12 protein-coding genes are annotated in these 18,507 nt (G+C 54.6%); 8 read left to right on the top strand and 4 right to left on the bottom strand.

The genetic code is table 11. The annotated features are described in order from the left end of the window. The first annotated feature begins 153 nt into the window (after nucleotides 1-153). Nucleotides 154-1,302: an acetylornithine deacetylase gene (gene argE, locus N1689_RS19705; RefSeq protein WP_253420448.1), complete on the top strand. Its 1,149-nt coding sequence runs from the start codon at nucleotides 154-156 to the stop codon at nucleotides 1,300-1,302. 352 nt (nucleotides 1,303-1,654) lie between these two features. Beyond that, a complete protein-coding gene (gene ppc, locus N1689_RS19710; RefSeq protein WP_161733018.1) occupies nucleotides 1,655-4,306 on the top strand; it encodes a phosphoenolpyruvate carboxylase in 2,652 nt (883 codons plus the stop codon). A gap of 95 nt (nucleotides 4,307-4,401) precedes the next feature. On the opposite strand, the gene metF is transcribed toward ppc, so the two are convergent. The 3 genes from metF to metB form a co-directional block, all read right to left on the bottom strand. Continuing rightward, the gene (gene metF, locus N1689_RS19715; protein WP_161733016.1) at nucleotides 4,402-5,301 is read right to left on the bottom strand and encodes a methylenetetrahydrofolate reductase; all 900 of its coding nucleotides are present in this window, start codon (nucleotides 5,299-5,301) and stop codon (nucleotides 4,402-4,404) included. A 202-nt stretch (nucleotides 5,302-5,503) separates the two neighbouring features. Further along, the gene (locus N1689_RS19720) at nucleotides 5,504-7,939 is read right to left on the bottom strand and encodes a bifunctional aspartate kinase/homoserine dehydrogenase II (protein WP_161733014.1); all 2,436 of its coding nucleotides are present in this window, start codon (nucleotides 7,937-7,939) and stop codon (nucleotides 5,504-5,506) included. A gap of 2 nt (nucleotides 7,940-7,941) precedes the next feature. Beyond that, on the bottom strand, nucleotides 7,942-9,102 hold the full coding sequence (metB, locus tag N1689_RS19725) for a cystathionine gamma-synthase (protein WP_161733011.1): 1,161 nt from the start codon (nucleotides 9,100-9,102) through the stop codon (nucleotides 7,942-7,944). 273 nt (nucleotides 9,103-9,375) lie between these two features. Here metB and metJ point away from each other — a divergent pair, with 273 nt between their 5' ends. From metJ to N1689_RS19740, 3 genes are all read left to right on the top strand, one after another. Continuing rightward, the gene (gene metJ, locus N1689_RS19730; RefSeq protein ID WP_009088019.1) at nucleotides 9,376-9,693 is read left to right on the top strand and encodes a met regulon transcriptional regulator MetJ; all 318 of its coding nucleotides are present in this window, start codon (nucleotides 9,376-9,378) and stop codon (nucleotides 9,691-9,693) included. 286 nt (nucleotides 9,694-9,979) lie between these two features. Then, on the top strand, nucleotides 9,980-11,695 hold the full coding sequence (locus N1689_RS19735; RefSeq protein ID WP_260060000.1) for a ShlB/FhaC/HecB family hemolysin secretion/activation protein: 1,716 nt from the start codon (nucleotides 9,980-9,982) through the stop codon (nucleotides 11,693-11,695). Nucleotides 11,696-11,761: 66 nt separating this feature from the next. Then, the gene (locus N1689_RS19740) at nucleotides 11,762-13,366 is read left to right on the top strand and encodes a filamentous hemagglutinin N-terminal domain-containing protein (RefSeq protein ID WP_253420455.1); all 1,605 of its coding nucleotides are present in this window, start codon (nucleotides 11,762-11,764) and stop codon (nucleotides 13,364-13,366) included. Nucleotides 13,367-13,441: 75 nt separating this feature from the next. Here the strand turns inward: N1689_RS19740 and rpmE are convergent, their stop codons facing one another. Then, on the bottom strand, nucleotides 13,442-13,657 hold the full coding sequence (rpmE, locus tag N1689_RS19745; protein ID WP_003851227.1) for a 50S ribosomal protein L31: 216 nt from the start codon (nucleotides 13,655-13,657) through the stop codon (nucleotides 13,442-13,444). A gap of 225 nt (nucleotides 13,658-13,882) precedes the next feature. Here rpmE and priA point away from each other — a divergent pair, with 225 nt between their 5' ends. The 3 genes from priA (at nucleotide 13,883) to ftsN (ending at nucleotide 18,419) form a co-directional block, all read left to right on the top strand. Next, nucleotides 13,883-16,078 (top strand): primosomal protein N', encoded by a 2,196-nt coding sequence (gene priA / locus N1689_RS19750; RefSeq protein ID WP_161733005.1) that lies wholly within the window; start codon nucleotides 13,883-13,885, stop codon nucleotides 16,076-16,078. A 164-nt stretch (nucleotides 16,079-16,242) separates the two neighbouring features. Beyond that, nucleotides 16,243-17,280: a DNA-binding transcriptional regulator CytR gene (cytR, locus tag N1689_RS19755; RefSeq protein ID WP_260060001.1), complete on the top strand. Its 1,038-nt coding sequence runs from the start codon at nucleotides 16,243-16,245 to the stop codon at nucleotides 17,278-17,280. A 152-nt stretch (nucleotides 17,281-17,432) separates the two neighbouring features. Further along, nucleotides 17,433-18,419, top strand: coding sequence for a cell division protein FtsN (gene ftsN / locus N1689_RS19760; protein WP_260060002.1), 987 nt, complete (start codon nucleotides 17,433-17,435; stop codon nucleotides 18,417-18,419). Nucleotides 18,420-18,507: the final 88 nt, after the last annotated feature.

Consider the following 18,507-nt stretch of genomic DNA (forward strand, 5'->3'; position numbering starts at 1 on the left):
TTTTACAGTCGCACGTTCCGGGTCGCGGCCTTGCCCCGTTACCCACCCTGTCATCTGCAGTGATTTAAGGTTCCCTTGCAGAGGACGTTAATGTATTTTTATTCACTATTACTGCATGAATATGGATACATCCTAACCCAAGGACCGCCAACAGTGAAGACAAAATTACCGCCTTTTATTGAACTGTACAGCCAGTTAATCGCCACACCGTCGATCAGTGCAACCGATGCCGCACTGGATCAGAGTAATGAAACTTTAATCAATTTGCTGGCCGGCTGGTTCCGCGACCTTGGCTTCAGCGTTGAAGTGCAACCGGTGCCCGGCACCCGCAATAAATTTAACATGCTGGCGCGAACCGGCAACGGAGCGGGCGGCCTGCTGTTAGCGGGTCATACGGATACCGTTCCCTTTGACGATGGCCGCTGGACGCGCGATCCCTTTACCCTGACCGAGCACGACAACAAGCTCTATGGTCTGGGCACGGCAGACATGAAAGGCTTCTTCGCCTTTATTCTCGATACGCTGCGCGATGTGGATGTCAGCACGCTGAGTAAGCCGCTCTATATCCTCGCCACAGCCGATGAAGAGACCACCATGGCGGGTGCCAAATATTTTTCGGAATCAACGCAACTGCGTCCCGACTGCGCCATCATCGGTGAACCGACCTCGCTGAAACCGGTGCGCGCGCACAAGGGCCATCTGTCCAACGTGATTCGTATTGAAGGGAAATCGGGCCATTCCAGCGATCCGGCGCGTGGCGTCAATGCCATTGAACTGATGCATGAGTCGATCACCCATCTGATGCAACTGCGTCACACGCTGCAGGAGCGTTATCACCATGACGGCTTTGCTATTCCCTATCCCACCATGAATTTCGGCCATATTCATGGCGGCGACGCCGCTAACCGTATTTGCGCCTGCTGTGAACTGCATATGGATATCCGTCCGCTGCCAGGCCTGTCGCTGAGCGATCTGGATGGGTTACTGAACGAGGCGCTGGCACCCGTGAGTGCACGCTGGCCGGGCCGTGTCACGGTGGCCGAACTGCATCCGCCGATTCCGGGCTATGAGTGTCCGGCAAACCATGAGTTAGTGAGCGTGGTAGAGAAATTGCTGGGTACGCCAACCGAGGTGGTGAACTACTGCACCGAAGCGCCGTTTATTCAACAGCTCTGCCCGACGCTGGTCCTGGGTCCAGGTTCGATTAATCAGGCACACCAGCCAGATGAATTTATCGATACGGCATTTATTAAGCCGACCCGGGCGCTTATCAGTCAGGTTGTGCAGCATTTTTGTCACTGATTGACAGTAAATGGGGCATTTCACTGTATTAACAGCAAAATGCCCCCTCATTCTGCGGGAATTAACAATAAGAATAACTTATCCCGCTTCCTTCCCGATAAATTCTGTGAATTTCCGTTAGTTAGCGCCATCTTCAGCGCACTTTAACGCATTTGACGAACGCAACATTACGTGGCTAGATAAAAGACGATGTTATGCCCACCGGGTGATTATCCAGAACGTTTCAGAATGCGGACAGGCGGCAACGGAGCCGGTTCCCTTTAGAGTATCGGGAACACGATGTTGCTGATTTTTTGCTGCCTGAAAGGTCGGGTGTAGAAGTTTTTAAAGACGATAAGGGTGTCAGGGTCCAATGAACGAACAATATTCCGCAATGCGAAGTAATGTCAGTATGCTCGGCAAACTGCTCGGGGATACGATTAAGGATGCACTGGGAGAGAACATCCTCGACCAGGTGGAAACCATCCGTAAGCTCTCCAAGTCATCCCGTGCAGGCAATGATACTCATCGTAAAGAGCTGCTCAATACGCTGCAGAACCTCTCCAACGAGGAGCTTCTGCCGGTTGCACGCGCATTCAGCCAGTTTCTGAACCTCACCAACGTGGCTGAGCAGTATCAGACCATCTCGCAGAGCGGCGAAGGTGAGAACCATCCTGAACTGCTGAAAAAGACCTTTGATACCCTGAAGCAGCAGAAAGATATCAGCGAAACCGACATTCTGGCGGCCATTGAGTCGCTGTCGCTGGAGCTGGTGCTGACTGCGCACCCGACCGAAATCACCCGCCGTACGCTGATTCACAAGCTGGTTGAAGTGAACAGCTGTCTGAAACAGCTCGACCACAGCGACGTCTCCGACTACGAGCGTAACCAGATTATGCGCCGTCTGCGTCAGCTGGTGGCACAGGCGTGGCACACCGATGAGATCCGCAAATATCGTCCGACCCCTGTCGACGAAGCCAAATGGGGCTTTGCCGTCGTGGAAAACAGCCTGTGGGAAGGCGTTCCGGCCTTCCTGCGTGAGCTGAATGAGCAGGTCGAAGAGGCCTTTGGCATTAAGCTGCCGGTCGATTTCGTGCCGGTTCAGTTCACCTCCTGGATGGGTGGCGACCGCGACGGTAACCCGAACGTCACGGCATCGATCACCCGCCATGTGATGCAGCTAAGCCGCTGGAAAGCCACAGACCTGTTCCTGCGTGATATCGGCGTATTGATTTCCGAGCTGTCGATGTCCGAGTGCAGCGAAGAGATCCGCGAGCTCAGCGGCGATCCGGAAGCGCTGGAACCTTATCGCGTAATCCTGAAACGCCTGCGCAGCCAGTTAATGTCTACCCAGTCATTCCTGGAACGCCGCCTGAAAGGTGAGCGTCTGCCGCGTCCGGCCGATTTGCTGGTCTCAAACGATCAGCTGTGGGACCCGTTGTATGCCATCTATCAGTCACTGCAACAGTGCGGCATGGGCATTATTGCCAACGGTCAGTTGCTCGATACGCTGCGCCGCGTGAAATGCTTCGGCGTGCCGCTGGTGCGTATCGATCTGCGTCAGGAAAGTACCCGCCATACAGAGGCGATTGCTGAAGTCACCCGTTACCTGGGCCTCGGCGATTATGAAAGCTGGTCCGAAGCAGACAAACAGGCCTTCCTGATCCGTGAACTGAACTCCAAACGCCCATTGCTGCCACGCAGCTGGGAACCCAGCGATGAGACGCGTGAAGTGCTGGAGACCTGTCGCGTTGCGGCTGAAGCCCCACAAGGCTCTATCGCCGCTTATGTTATTTCGATGGCGAAAACCCCGTCCGACGTGCTGGCCGTGCATCTGCTGCTGAAAGAAGCAGGTATCGGCTATGCCATGCCGGTTGCACCGCTGTTTGAAACACTGGATGACTTGAACAACGCAAACGACGTGATGAGCCAGTTACTGAGCATCGACTGGTATCGCGGCTTTATTCAGGGCAAACAGATGGTGATGATTGGCTATTCTGACTCGGCGAAAGATGCCGGTGTGATGGCCGCCAGCTGGGCGCAGTATCAGGCACAGGATGCGCTGATTAAAACCTGCGAAAAAGCCGGGATTTCACTGACGCTGTTCCACGGACGCGGCGGCAGCATTGGCCGTGGCGGCGCACCTGCCCATGCTGCGCTGCTGTCACAACCGCCAGGCAGCCTGCGCGGCGGTCTGCGTGTGACCGAACAGGGCGAGATGATCCGCTTTAAATATGGTTTACCAGCCGTGACGATCGCCAGCCTGTCGCTCTACACCGGCGCGATTCTGGAAGCGAACCTGATGCCACCACCGGAGCCAAAACGCGAATGGCGCGACATCATGGATCAGCTCTCTGCTGACTCCTGCGCAATGTATCGCGGGTATGTGCGTGAAAATGCAGACTTCGTCCCCTACTTCCGTTCGGCGACGCCGGAGCAGGAACTGGGTAAATTACCGCTCGGCTCACGTCCGGCTAAACGCCGTCCTACCGGTGGCGTGGAGTCGCTACGTGCGATCCCGTGGATTTTTGCCTGGACGCAGAACCGCCTGATGCTGCCTGCCTGGCTCGGTGCCGGTGCTGCCCTGCAGCAGGCGATGGCGGCCGGTCATCAGGATCAGCTGGAAGCGATGTGCCGCGACTGGCCGTTCTTCTCAACCCGTCTGGGCATGCTGGAGATGGTGTTCTCGAAAGCGGACCTGTGGCTGGCGGAATATTACGATCAGCGTCTGGTCGACAAATCACTCTGGCCGCTGGGCAAACAGCTACGCGATCAGCTTGATGCCGATATTAAAGCGGTACTGACCATCGCCAACGACTCGCACCTGATGGCTGACCAGCCGTGGATTGCCGAGTCGATTGCGCTGCGTAACGTCTATACCGATCCGCTCAACGTACTCCAGGCAGAACTGCTGCATCGTTCCCGTGCGCAGGAAGCGCGGGGTGAAGAACCGGATGCCCGCGTTGAGCAGGCTCTGATGGTGACGATTGCGGGTGTCGCAGCAGGCATGCGCAATACCGGTTAATCCTGATCAGGCGCGGCCCCCACTCCGCGCCGCCGGAGAGCAGCAATAGAAAAGTCGGGAATTTCCCGACTTTTTTACGGGATCAGGCAGAGCGGTTAAGCCGCCGCCGCAACCGGACGAACCCCTAACGTGTGGCAGATGGCGTAACTCATTTCGGCACGGTTCAGCGTGTAAAAATGGAAATCTTTCACCCCTTCGCGTGACAGGATTTTCACCATATCCATCGCGATATTCGCTCCCACCATTTTGCGCGTTTCCGGATCGTCATCCAGACCGGCAAACATCGCGCTCATCCAGCCCGGCACACGCACATTGGTCAGCGTGGCAAAGCGTTGCAATTGCTTAAAGTTAGAGACCGGCAGGATACCCGGCACAATTTCCACATCAATGCCGGTGGCAACACAGCGATCGCGGAAACGCAGATAGCTTTCGACGTCGAAGAAAAACTGGGTAATAGCCCGATTTGCGCCTGCATCGATTTTTCGTTTGAGATTAATCAGGTCGGCCTGGGCGCTTTTCGCTTCAGGATGGACTTCCGGATAGGCGGCGACGGAAATATCAAAATCGCCAACCTCTTTCAGCAGCGAAACCAGATCGCTGCCATACATCTCTGGCTTGCCGCTACCAGGCGGCAGATCGCCACGCAGCGCCACAATATGGCGGATGCCGTTGTTCCAGTAATCCTGAGCGATGGTGCGCAGTTCATCGCGCGTCGCATCAACACAGGTCAGATGGGGTGCGGCTTCCAGGCCGCTGCGATCTTTAATGTCTTTGATAATGCTGTGGGTGCGATCACGTTCACCTGAGTTCGCACCGTAAGTGACAGAAACGAATTTCGGTTTCAGACTGCTCAGGCGGTCAATTGAGGTCCACAGAGTCTCTTCCATTTCGCTGGTGCGCGGCGGAAAGAACTCAAACGACACATTAATTTGCCCGTTCAGTTCAGCCAGACTCTGGTTTAGCGCTTCGCGCTGATTGGCATGAAAGAAACTCATCCTGCACCCTCACTGATTAATAATCGGCCTGAAAACATCTACACGTTTAGACGTCCAGATGTTCAAAATGACGCAATCTCAGTGTGCCGTCAACGTAAAAATGGTCAACTGACGTGATCAATTTTCAATCAACATGAAGGGATTTCAACAGGAAGGAGATAACGCTTTGAAAACAGGCGCCGAAGCGCCTGATGAGGAGGGATTACAGCAGTTGTGCGAGGCGATTAATATCTGACTGAATAGCGCCGGCGGTGACATCCCGGCCTGCGCCCGGCCCGCGGATCACCAGCGGATTATCGCGATACCAGCGGCTCTCAATGGCAAAGACGTTGTCGCACGGCAGCAGCGCGGCCAGCGGGTGCTCCGGTCGCACCGCTTCAACACCTACGCGCGCCTTGCCGTTAGCATCAAAACGGGCAACGTAGCGCAGCACCAGGTCCATCTCCCGCGCGGCTTCCAGCCGCTGCAGCATCTGCTCGTTCAGCTCTTCGCCATTTTCAAAGAAGTGGTCCACAGATCCCTGCTGACAGTTGTTCGGCACCAGCGATTCAACCCGCACCTGATCCGGCTCGATGTTGTAGCCCGCCTCACGGGCAAGGATCACCAGTTTGCGCATCACATCCTGACCCGAGAGATCGGCGCGCGGATCAGGCTCGGTTAACCCCTGCTGCCACGCCTGATCCACCAGCTCGGTAAACGGCACCGTGCCATCAAACTGCAGGAACAGCCACGACAGCGTACCGGAGAAGATCCCGCTAATCGCCAGAATGGTATCGCCGCTGTCGCGCAGATCGCGCACCGTATAGTTAATCGGCAGACCAGCACCAACAGTGGCGTTATAGAGCCAGTGACGCCCGGTTTTGGTAAAGGCATCGCGAATCTGCCGCCAGGTCTGGCTGTCAGACGCACCCGCAACCTTGTTGGCGCTGATCACATGAAAACCGTGGCTGGCAAAGTCAAGATACTGCTGCGCCAGGGGTGTACTGGCAGTGACATCCAGTACCACCAGGTCATCGAACGGGTGAGCACGCATCCACAGGAACAGCGACTCTTCATCGCGCTCCACCGCCTCATCATCAAAGAAGGCGAGTGCACGACTGGCATCCAGCCCGTCATAGCTCAGCAGGCTGCGGCTGCTGTCCGCGACGCCCGCCAGCACAAATTCAAAGCCGGTGCGCGCTGACAGCGTTTCCTGATCGCGGGCAAACAGTTCCAGCCAGCGTGAACCGATATTGCCTTTGCCAAACAGCATCAGACCGATGCGCTTTTCTGCGCGGAACAGTGACTGATGCAGTCCCTGAATCAGGTGCTGGGTCGGCCCGACGCGCAGCACCGCCACCACGCTGATGTGATCTTCTGACTGCCAGATGAATTCAACAGGCTGATCTTTTAACTGCTGCCAGAAGCGATGAGTATGCAGCGGGTTACGGGTAACGCCTGCTCCCACTAGCGCTACCAGCGCCAGGCCGTCGCGCAGCTGCAGATGACCCGGTAAACCGGCGTCCTGTAGCAACGTGAAGGCGCTGTTGACCACTTCGGAGGTATAACAGAGTTGCAGCAGCTGACGATCAGGATGGACGCCAAACGCCAGCGGGCGCAGTTGCGCGCGCTTCAGCAGCAGATCGATCTCTTTGTGCAGGATAGCGAAGTCATGCTGCTCTGGCAGCTGAATCTCAATCAGGCAAACATCATCGTGGCTGGTTACGATGCGCGCCCCGGTCCCCGAAGCCAGCACACGCTCGATGCGGGTTGAGCCCTGCTCTGGCTGATAGCTGCAGCGCAGTTGCAGGTCGATATCGCTGCCAGAAACCGGCTGCAGCGTGCGGGTATGCAGCACCGGAGCAGCCAGGCGAGCCAGCTCACTGGCTTCATCCAGCCTTAACAGCGGCAGCAGACAGGCATCAGAAACTTTGCGGGGATCGGCGCTGTAAACGCCCGCGACATCGCTCCAGATGGTCACGCGTCCTACACCCGCCAGCGCGCCAATCTGCGTGGCGGAATAGTCGGAGCCGTTGCGGCCAAGCAGGACGGTTTCACCGGCATCGTTGCGGCTGATAAAGCCGGTTACCACGATGCGCTTTTGCGGATGCTGCGCCAGCAAAGTCTGCAGCAGGGGCCAGGATTTACCCTCATCCACCTGCGGCTGAGCAGCACGTTCAGCACGCAGAAACTCACGCGCATCCAGCCAGCAGGCCTGCAGATCACGCTGGCTCAGTACCGCTGACATCAGGCGTGCCGACCATATTTCACCGTGCCCGACCACGTCGGCATAGACCGCATCGGTGATCGGCGCATCCAGCAGTACGGCCAGCTTTTCCAGATCGCGGATAAATGCAGTGATTAAGGGTTCGGCGATCTCAGCAGGCAGCAGCGCACCGATTAGCTCGCTCTGGTAGCGCCGTAAAGCCTGTTGCACCTGATGCGCAGAGAGCCGATCGTTCTGGCTCAGCTTCAGCCAGCTAATCAGCTGGTTGGTGGTTGAACCTGCCGCGGAGACCACCATCAGATCGCCCGGCTGGCTGTAGTCCGCCATAATGCTGGCAACGCGCTGATAGCAGCGCGCATCGGCCAGGCTGCTGCCGCCAAACTTGTGCAACTGCCTGATGTTCGGCGTTCCCGCGCCTGCTGAAATCGTCATGCTTAATCCTCGGCTGCGATCCGGAATGCATTATCCAGATCGGCAATTAAATCTTCGTGATCTTCAATACCAACAGAAACCCGTAGCAGCGTATCGGAAATGCCTGCTGCCGCGCGTGCTTCTGCCGACATCCCCGCGTGCGTCATGGTGGCGGTATGGGAGATCAGACTCTCTACGCCGCCCAGCGATTCCGCCAGCGTAAATAACCGCAACGCTTTCAGGAAGCGACGCAGCAGCGCCTCATCACCGTCGACCTCGAAACTCAGCATGGCGCCAAAGCCACGCTGCTGACGTACAGCATGTTCGTGTCCGGCGTTTTCCGGCAGCGAAGGATGATACAACTTTTTCACCCGCTTTTGCTGCTTCAGATAGTCCACAATCGCGAGTGCGTTGCGTTGAGCAGCGGCGATGCGCGGTGACAGCGTACGAATCCCGCGAAGCAGCAGATAACTGTCAAATGCCGCGCCGGTCACGCCAATGTTATTTGCCCACCAGGCCAGGTCGGTCGCCAGTTGCGGATCTTTGGCAATCACCGCGCCCGCCACCACATCGGAGTGACCATTGAGGTATTTGGTACAGGAGTGGATCACCAGGTCCGCACCCAGCGCGAGAGGATTCTGCAGCGCCGGACTCATAAAGGTGTTGTCTACTACGCTGACGGCACCCGCCGCGCGTGCGGCGGCGCAAATCGCGCTGATATCCACGACGCGCAACAGCGGATTACTGGGACTTTCAATCAGCACCAGTTTGGGGTTTTCATCCAGCGCCGCCTGCAGCGCCACCGGGTCGCCCTGATCGACAAATTTCACCCGATACGCGCCGCGTTTGCTCAGGCTGTCAAATAACCGATAGCTGCCGCCATAACAGTCGTGTGGCGCAACCAGCAGATCGCCAGGCTTCAGGAACACCGTCGTGACCAGGTGAATAGCCGACATGCCGGTATTGGTTAATACCGCACCCGCCCCGCCTTCCAGTTCCGCCAGCGTACGCTGTACGACATCACGCGTGGGGTTACCACGACGGGAATAGTCATGTGCACGAGGCTCATTGAAATCCAGGAAGTTATAGGTTGTAGAGAGGTGGATGGGCGGGACAACGCAGCCATATTGCTCGTCATCATTCAAACCGCTGCGCACTGCGATGGTTGCCGGTTTACGCGTCATGAGCGAATTGTTCCTGAAGAGTTAAAAAAATGTAGTCCACAGAATATCACCCTCTAATTAGACGTCAATACATCTGGACATCTAAATGTCTTTGCGTATAGATTGAGCACAAACGCAATAACCGCTAAAATTATGCGTCATCGCCTGGCGTTCCCCTCTGTAATGCAGAAGCGGCGAACGAAGAAAACCCGCCATATGAGGGGTCAGGCAGGAAAAAATCAGGCATAATCCGCTGATTTCCTCACATTTAACGTTTATTAATTAAGGTAACCCATGGCTGAATGGAACGGCGAATATATCAGCCCATACGCTGAGCACGGTAAGAAGAGCGAGCAGGTCAAGAAGATTACAGTTTCTATCCCATTGAGCGTGCTGAAGATTTTAACGGATGAGCGTACCCGTCGTCAGGTGAATAACCTGCGTCACGCTACCAACAGCGAGCTGCTTTGCGAAGCCTTTTTACATGCCTTTACGGGTCAACCGCTGCCGGATGATGTCGACCTGCGTAAAGAGCGTAGTGATGAGATTCCGGAAGAAGCAAAAGCAATCATGCGCCAGATGGGTGTCGACCCGGATACCTGGGAATATTAATTCCCGGGGCCGGTTTCGCTTAACCCCGCTTCAGAGGAGCAGGCTCCGCTCAGGGAGCCGCTTTCTGATCCGATGTGAAATGACCTTCCTGCTTTCCGTAATCTGACAGACCCTTCTGAATATTGCCCGCCAGACTTATCATAAAACTCCAGCCTGTTCTCCTATTATTCCGTTATTTCTGTTGCAATAAGAATGTCTTTTTATTCCGACAATAGAATAATTACTATTGTTCACTATTATCTGCATCCGTAAAATTTTGCCAGAGCGACTATTTCACGGAAAGAAAATGAGCATTAAATATAAAATAACGTCATCTGCATCCGCTTATCTTCTTATTTTTTTCGCTGCAGTAACCTTTTCCTTTCCTGATCAGGCGAAAGCTGCACCCGCTCTCACAGAGTCAAATGGGAATATCAATGCACTGCAACAGGATCGGGTACGCAAAGCGCAACTGATGCCTGAACCGCAGCGGGCAGCGTCTGAACAACAGCGCTTCCGGGCAGAAGAGATTCCCTTTCCGCATGAAGAAAAATGTTATCTTATCGATAAGGTCTCTTTAAAGCAGGATAACAAAAAAATTCACCTCGAAAAATTAAGGTATTTTACTTCTCAGGCAGAAGGAAAATGTCTGGGTATCGCGGGTATAAAACTGCTGGCAAAAACTCTGCAAAATGAAATCATCCGGGCGGGATATATCACCACACGTGTTAATTTACCGGAGCAGAACCTGTCAGGTGGTGAATTAAAATTTGATATTAATGCCGGTAAAGTGGGAAAAATCGTTCTTAATAAATCCGGAGACGACTATATCAATTTAACCAGCACATTACCGTTCAAAGCGGGTGATGTGCTTGAACTCAGCGACCTTGAACAGGGTAGTCTTAATCTTCAGCGAGTACCGGGATCGCAGGTTAACGTCAATCTTGTGCCTGGCAGTGGCAAAGGTGAAAGCGACATTTATATCCAGCGCAGGCAGGATAAATACTGGCAGGTGGGTGCATGGCTCAATGATGCTGGCTCGGTTGCAACAGGCCGATATCAGGGTGGTGCAGCGCTCTATCTGAATAATATTACCTCACTCAGTGACACCCTTTATGTCTCTTATGGCCACGATATTGCCCCGAAGCACACGATAAAAGGTAACAGTAATAAATCGATAGGTTATTCAATCCCCTGGGGATACTGGTGGCTCGATCTCTACGCCAGTCACAGTGACTACCGACAATTTATGACCGGAAACTGGGCAAAATGGACGCTGAATAATAAGAACCATTATTACAGTGCGCAACTCAATCGGCTGATTTCACGAACCGTGCATCAGACCAGCACGGTTGGCCTGCAAATATTTGATACGGAATCGCGTTACTCTCTGGATGATTTTGACCTTGTCAGCATGCATAAAAGAAGTGCGGGCTGGAAAGCGGTGCTGCAACATCAAATCAATGTTGATAATGCAGGTCTCGCAACCACGCTAAGTTACCAAAGAAAGATGCCCTGGTTTAACAGCAGTAATACTGTTGAGCAGGAGTATGGACTCATTGATAAGCAAGGTCGGATTGTCACTTTAGATCTTGAGGGTTCCGTCAACTTTCGTGTCTATGAAAACTGGCTGAATTACTTCCCTCATATCAGCCTGCAATATTCGCCCGATAGCCTCTCGTCACTTAACCGCTTTTCGCTGGCAAACCGCTGGACGGTGCGCGGTTTCGATGGTGAATATTCTCTTCAGGACAATAAGGGAGGGTACTGGCGCAACGATCTTAGCTGGATAATCCCCGGCCAACCGATTCAGCCCTATATCGGTGTTGATGCAGGCCAGGTCTATGGCAATTACAACCAGCTGTATTATAAAGGAAAAACCGTCATAGGCAGCGTTGTCGGCCTGCGGGGAAAACTTCTGCAAACACGCTTTGATCTTTTTGCCGGTACCCCGCTAAAAAAACCACAAGCCTTTCACACTGATCCACTTACGCTGGGTTTTTCATTGCAATGGAAATATTAAAAAAGATGGACATTTTTTAATAAAAAAAACTTTAAAAAACACTCACACAGAAAAAGGATAGAAATAATGAAGAAGCATAAGTTTAACCTGTTATTCCTGGCTACCGTGGCCACATTGTGCAGCCAGCCTGCGCTGGCTGCACTCAATACTTACACTCATGCAAATGGATCGACAGTTGTTAATATTAATCAGGCTGATGCAAATGGTCTTTCTCATAATATGTATCAGAATTTTAACGTCACCAGTGATGGAATGGTCCTGAATAATAGCACGACAGATTTAGTGCGTGACAAAGGTGATCTTGCGCGAAACAGCAATCTGGATAAGTCAGCCAGCCTTATCCTGAATGAAGTTATCTCAAAAAGCTCATCTTCACTGAATGGCTATATTGAAGTCGCCGGTCAAAAAGCGGATGTCATTATCGCCAACCCGAATGGTATTACCTGCTCTGGCTGTAGCTTTATTAACACCGGACGCGCCACGCTGACCACCGGAACGCCCACCTTTACCGAGGGTGCATTGACTGGTTTCAATGTGGCGAAAGGCACGATTACGGTTAATGGTAATGGCCTGAAAGGTGCCGATTACACCGACCTTCTGGCGCAGAAAATTAATATTCAGGGACAGATCGCTACTACTCAATTACAAGCGATTGCTGGTATCTATGATTACAATATCGCTTCCGGTTCGGCGACAGCGACTGGAACGGCCAAAGCCTACGGCAACACCATTGATGTCAGCGCGCTGGGTGGGGCAACTGCGGGAATTATTCAGCTGCAGACTACTGATGCCGGAGCGGGTGTCAATAATAGCGGCATACTGAATGCGACTAATCTCTACATTGCAGCTAATGGCACATTAACCAATAGCGGCACGATTGAAACCGGACTGCTTAGCGCCACCGCAGGTGGCAGCATAACGAACAGAGGAACACTGTCTGCCAGCCAGGCTGTTCTGCAGACAACGGACGCGTTCACCAATAACGGCACCATTAAAACGACGGATTACGCCACCATCGTCAGCCTGGGAAAAATTTCTAACAACAATAATGCGCAAATTGATGCTGCTGGTGCTGTAAATATTGTTTCTCTGGCCGGTAATATTGAGAACAGAGGAACAATCACGACGCCAAAAACGTTGGCCATGCAGACCGGTTATAATACGGTTGACGGCGTCGTCACGGCTGTCGCCAACACCAGCCTGCTCAATTCAGGGGCAATTCAGGCTGGAAACCTGAGTATGAATGCCGTTAAAGAGGTCAGCCTCCTGTCTGGCGGAGACGTGACTTCACAGGGGACAGCCTATGTTTCTGCGATAAAGGTCTCTAACGCGGCGACTCTGACCGCTCAGAGTGCCTCTGTTATGGCGAATGAGGTCAGCAATCAGGGCGTCATGCAGGCAACCGGACTGTTAAACGTGTCGGGCAAAAACGGCATATCTAATAGCGGTACCATGAAGGCGGAAACGCTGACACTGGCGACAGACAAGAAAATCAGTAACTCATCCTGTTTACTCTGGGTGCTGTGCAGTAAAGGTACGATGTCAGCCGATAAAATCTCGATTACCGCACCGAAGATCGCCGCGATTGGTGATTTAGATGGTACTTATACGACGCAGGTACTTGAACTGAATAAGCCTGCGGCGACCCCGGGAACGGACACCAGCCTGTAACAGCCATAAAAAAAACCCAGCCGAAGCTGGGTTTTTTCTTGCCGCCGAACCCGCAGGTTCAGGTGCCTTTTAATCTTATTTTTTAGCGCCTGGCACGCTGAAACGCTTGTTAAAGCGGTCAACACGGCCACCAGTTGCCACTTCACGCTGCTTACCGGTATAGAACGGGTGGCATTTGCCACAAACGTCCAGGTTCAGTTCGTGAGTCAGTGTTGAACGGGTGTGGATCTCGTTGCCGCAGGTACATTTGATAGTAACTGCTTCGTATTTCGGGTGAATACCTTGTTTCATGGGAAACCTCATAGAAGGCCGTGTCGCTCTCCGTGCCAGGCGTTAACCTGCACAGCACCACACGCGGTTGAACATTATAGGGTGTACTCCGGCCAGATTTTCTCACCGAAGGGGGCATATTATACAGGTAAGTCTGGATTGCTGCAAATATATGCTGAGATACCCGCCACAGGGGGTCAGCGTGTACACTAGCTTCCCCGATGATTGAGCCGGAAAGAGAGAGTTATGCCCGTTGTTCAGGTTGCCCTGCCCGTCCCCTTGCCCCGCCTGTTTGATTATCTGCCGCCTCAGGGTGTGCAGCCGGTCATTGGCGGGCGCGTGAGTGTGCCCTTTGGCAATCGCAGAATGATCGGGATTGTGGTCGCCTTTCGTGACAGCAGCGATCTGCCGGAAGCACAGCTCAAGCGCGTGGTTGAGGTGCTGGACAGTGAGTCTCTCTATCCCCCGTCGCTGTGGCGCATCCTGAACTGGGCCGCCAGCTACTACCACTCGCCGCAGGGTGAAGTGCTGAGCCACGCGATTCCGGTGCTACTGCGCCAGGGCAAAGCGGCGCAGGACAATCCCCTGTGGCGCTGGGAAATTACCGAGCAGGGCCGTGAAACCGCGCCGGAAAGTTTAAAGCGCGCCCCGAAACAGCAGCAGGCGCTGGCAGCACTGCGTCAGCAACCGCTCTATCGGCATCAGGTCAGTGAACACGATCTTACCGAGGCAACATTACAGGCATTGCGGGCTAAAGGATTATGCGAACTGCATGAGCATCAGCCGCAGATGCACGACTGGCGCACCACTTATGCTGTAAAAGGCGAACGGCTGCGACTGAATACCGATCAGGCGATGGCCGTGGGTGCGATTCGGGCAGATGATGAACACTATGCCGCCTGGCTGCTGGCGGGCATCACCGGCTCCGGCAAAACTGAGGTTTACCTCAGCGTGCTGGAAAATGTGCTGGCACGTGGTAAACAGGCGCTGGTGCTGGTGCCGGAGATTGGCTTAACCCCACAAACGATTGCCCGTTTTCGGGAACGTTTTGATGCGCCCATCGATGTGCTGCACTCTGCATTAAATGACAGTGAACGGCTGGCGGTCTGGTTACGTGCCCGGCGCGGCGAAACGGCGATTGTGATTGGTACCCGCTCGGCGCTGTTTACGCCGCTGGCTCGTCCTGGCGTCATCATTATTGATGAAGAGCATGACAGCTCCTACAAACAGCAGGAAGGCTGGCGCTATCAGGCGCGCGATCTGGCTGTGTTCCGTGCCCATGAAGAGGATATCCCGATTGTCATGGGCTCGGCGACACCGGCTCTGGAGACGCTGCACAATGTCCGCAGCGGCAAGTATCGCCAGCTCGACCTGACAAAGCGCGCCGGCAACGCCCGACCGGCGCTGCAACAGCTTATCGATTTAAAAGGCGTGCAGCTGATCGGCGGCCTGGCACCGGGTCTGATTGGTAAAATGCGCCAGCATCTGCAGGCCGACAATCAGGTGTTGCTGTTTCTTAACCGCCGCGGCTTTTCACCCGCCCTGCTCTGTCACGACTGCGGCTGGATTGCCGAGTGTACCCGCTGTGACCGCTACTACACCCTGCATCAGCACCACCGTCAGCTACGCTGCCATCATTGCGACAGCCAGCGTCCGCTACCTAATCAGTGCCCGCAGTGTGGCTCAACCCATCTGCTGCCGGTCGGCGTCGGTACTGAGCAGCTGGAGCAGCAGCTCGGCACACTCTTCCCTGGCGTGCCGGTGTCGCGCATCGATCGCGATACCACCAGCCGCAAAGGTGCCCTGGAGCAGCATCTGGCTGACGTCCATCGTGGCGGCGCACGTATCCTGGTCGGCACCCAGATGCTGGCCAAGGGCCACCACTTCCCCGATGTCACACTGGTCTCGCTGCTGGATGTTGATGGTGCCCTGTTCTCAGCCGATTTCCGTGCGGCGGAGCGCTTTGCTCAGCTCTACACCCAGGTCGCCGGCCGTGCTGGCCGTGCCGGAAAGCAGGGTGAGGTGATGCTGCAGACTCACCATCCGGAACACCCCTTACTGCAGACACTGCTGCATCAGGGTTATTCAGCCTTTGCCCAGCAGGCGCTGCTGGAGCGACAGGCGGTTCACCTGCCACCCTGGAGCCGCCATGCGCTGTTCCGCGCGGAAGATATGGATAACCAGCAGGCAGCCGAATTTTTGCAACAACTTCGTAACCTGCTGGAGGCGAGCCCGCTGAATGACAAGGCGATGTGGTTTATGGGTCCGTTGCCCGCTTTGCAGCCCAAACGCAGTGGACGCTGGCGCTGGCAACTTCTGTTGCAGCATCCTTCCCGGCAACGTCTGCAACAGTTACTGAGCAGTTCGTTGCCGCTGGTTTCAACGCTCCCCGCTGCGCGCAAAGTGAAATGGACGCTGGATATCGACCCGACCGAGAGCTGATTTTTACTGACACTGCGAGCCAGATCGAAAAACGTCGCATAAGTCACAATTTTTATGCAAATTAAGTAACAACCAGCCGGGCAATCGTTAACAATGTTGCCCGGATTGCTTTCAGGTCAGGCAAAAACAGAATCGAACGCGCCATAACGCGTCAGGAGCATGTGTTGGAGCAGAATCAACAACCGCCCGCCGCCACGATGAAGGATGTCGCGGAGCATGCGGGCGTCTCAACCGCCACCGTATCGCGTGCGCTCATGAATCCGGAGAAGGTTTCTGCGGCGACCCGCCAGAAAGTCGAGCAGGCCGTTGCCGCCGTCGGCTATGCAGCACATGGCCCAACGCGCAACGCACGGCGTAACGAAACGCGAACCATCCTGGTTATTGTCCCTGACATCTGCGATCCCTTCTTTAGTGAAATCATTCGTGGCGTCGAAGTCACGGCAGCCGAAGAAGGCTATCTGGTCCTGATTGGTGACTGTGCTCATCAGAATCAGCAGGAGCGAACCTTTCTCAATCTGATGGTCACACGACAGATCGATGGCATGGTGCTGCTCGGGTCACAGTTGCCCTTTGATGCCAGCATTGATGAGCAACGTAACCTGCCGCCCATGGTGATGGCGAATGAGTTTGCGCCGGAAATGTCGCTGCCCACAGTTCACATCGATAACCTGACCGCCGCATTTGAAGCGGTGAATCATTTACTGCAGTTAGGCCACTCGCAGATCGCCTGTATCGCCGGGCCGGAAGAGATGCCGCTCTGTCAGTATCGGTTGCAGGGCTATGTACAGGCGATGCGTCGCAGCGGGCTGACGGTCGATCCCACCTATATTGTGCGCGGTGATTTTACGTTTGAAGCAGGCGTGGCCGCCATGAATCAGCTGATGACCCTGCCGCAACCGCCGCGCGCCCTGTTCTGCCACAGCGATATTATGGCGCTGGGGGCGATGAATCAGGCCAGACGCTGTGGACTGCGGATACCGGACGACCTCTCTGTGGTCGGATTCGATGACATTGAGCTATCACGTTACTGCGAGCCGCCGTTGACCACGGTCACGCAGCCACGTTACCAGATAGGCCGGGAGGCGATGCTTCTGCTGCTGGATGAGTTAAATGGCAAACGGGTCATCAGCGGATCGCGGCTGCTGGATGCCGGTTTAACCATTCGTGGCAGCACGGCGCGAGCAAAAAAGCGTGAAAAATAAGCGTATTTGTCTGATTTTTTCAGTAGATTCTTAAGGCGAACACTGCTGGTCAAAGTTCCGACCCTTGAGTAACATGGCGGACTCCTTGCCGGGCGCGTAAAAATCATCATTTCGCCCAACTGGCACTATTTTTGAAGGGTATAAGAACGAGAGTGGCACAAAAAGATTACGTAGGCCGCGGGCGTTCAACAGGGACGCGTCGCAAAAAAAGCCCCAGCCGTGGCAAGAAGAGCAAAGGCGGTTCGGGAACATCTAAATTGATGATTGTACTGGCGGTCGCAGTGTTGGTGACCTTTGCCGGTGGTTTATGGTTCCTGGCGCATCACAAGAAAGAAGACGTGCCGGTCATTACGGATCATAAAGCCAACGGCAATGGCTTGCCGCCGAAGCCAGAAGAGCGCTGGAAATATATTAAAGAGCTGGAGAACCGTCAGGTCACCGTGCCGACGCCTATCGAACCCTCTTCAGGTGGCGAAGTGAAGTCGCAGACACAGCTGACCGATGAGCAGCGCCAGTTGCTGGAGCAGATGCAGGCAGATATGCGTCAGCAGCCGACGCAGCTCAACGAAGTGCCGTGGAACGAACAAACCCCGGCGCAACGTCAGCAGACGCTGCAGCATCAGCAGCAGTTGCAACAGCTGCAACGCCAGCAGCAGGTTCAGCAACAACAGCAGCAGCAACATCAGCAACAACAACAGGTTCAGCAACAGCGCCAGCAGTTGCAGGCCCAGCAGCAACAGCAACGCCAGCAGCAGTTGCAGCAACAACAGCAGCAATTACAACAACAGCAACGTCAGCAGCAGCAGCAAAACGTACAGCGCCAGACGCAGCCTGCACCGATCACGCGGGAGCCGGACATACAGTCAAAACCGCAGGAGACCGCGAAGGCGAAAACAGCGGAGAAAGCCTCTTCGCAGCGCTGGATGGTGCAGTGTGGTTCGTTCAAAGGCACTGACCAGGCTGAATCGGTGCGTGCAGGCTTAGCCTTTGAAGGTTTTGAAAGCCGTATTACGACCGGTGGCGGCTGGAATCGTGTGGTTATCGGTCCGTATAAAGACCGCGCCTCCGCTGACAGCACCCTGAAACGCCTGCGCAGTTCCGGACACTCCAGCTGTATTCCACTCTCCGTCGGGGGTTGAAACCCGTCAAACCCGCCCCATATCTGTTGCATGATACTCCGCGCCCCGTGCGCGGAGTCCTTTTCCGACTGCAACAAGGGGTCTGCCC

It is taken from the genome of Pantoea sp. XY16, from assembly GCF_025153065.1.
GTDB classification, from domain to species: Bacteria; Pseudomonadota; Gammaproteobacteria; order Enterobacterales; family Enterobacteriaceae; genus Pantoea; species Pantoea alfalfae.

Coding starts and splice junctions, on each gene's coding strand:
- ppc (WP_161733018.1), top strand. CDS start 1,655: ATGAACGAACAATATTCCGCAATGCGAAGTAATGTCAGTATGCTCGGC.
- metF (WP_161733016.1), bottom strand. CDS start 5,301: ATGAGTTTCTTTCATGCCAATCAGCGCGAAGCGCTAAACCAGAGTCTG.
- N1689_RS19720 (WP_161733014.1), bottom strand. CDS start 7,939: ATGACGATTTCAGCAGGCGCGGGAACGCCGAACATCAGGCAGTTGCAC.
- metB (WP_161733011.1), bottom strand. CDS start 9,102: ATGACGCGTAAACCGGCAACCATCGCAGTGCGCAGCGGTTTGAATGAT.
- metJ (WP_009088019.1), top strand. CDS start 9,376: ATGGCTGAATGGAACGGCGAATATATCAGCCCATACGCTGAGCACGGT.
- N1689_RS19735 (WP_260060000.1), top strand. CDS start 9,980: ATGAGCATTAAATATAAAATAACGTCATCTGCATCCGCTTATCTTCTT.
- N1689_RS19740 (WP_253420455.1), top strand. CDS start 11,762: ATGAAGAAGCATAAGTTTAACCTGTTATTCCTGGCTACCGTGGCCACA.
- rpmE (WP_003851227.1), bottom strand. CDS start 13,657: ATGAAACAAGGTATTCACCCGAAATACGAAGCAGTTACTATCAAATGT.
- priA (WP_161733005.1), top strand. CDS start 13,883: ATGCCCGTTGTTCAGGTTGCCCTGCCCGTCCCCTTGCCCCGCCTGTTT.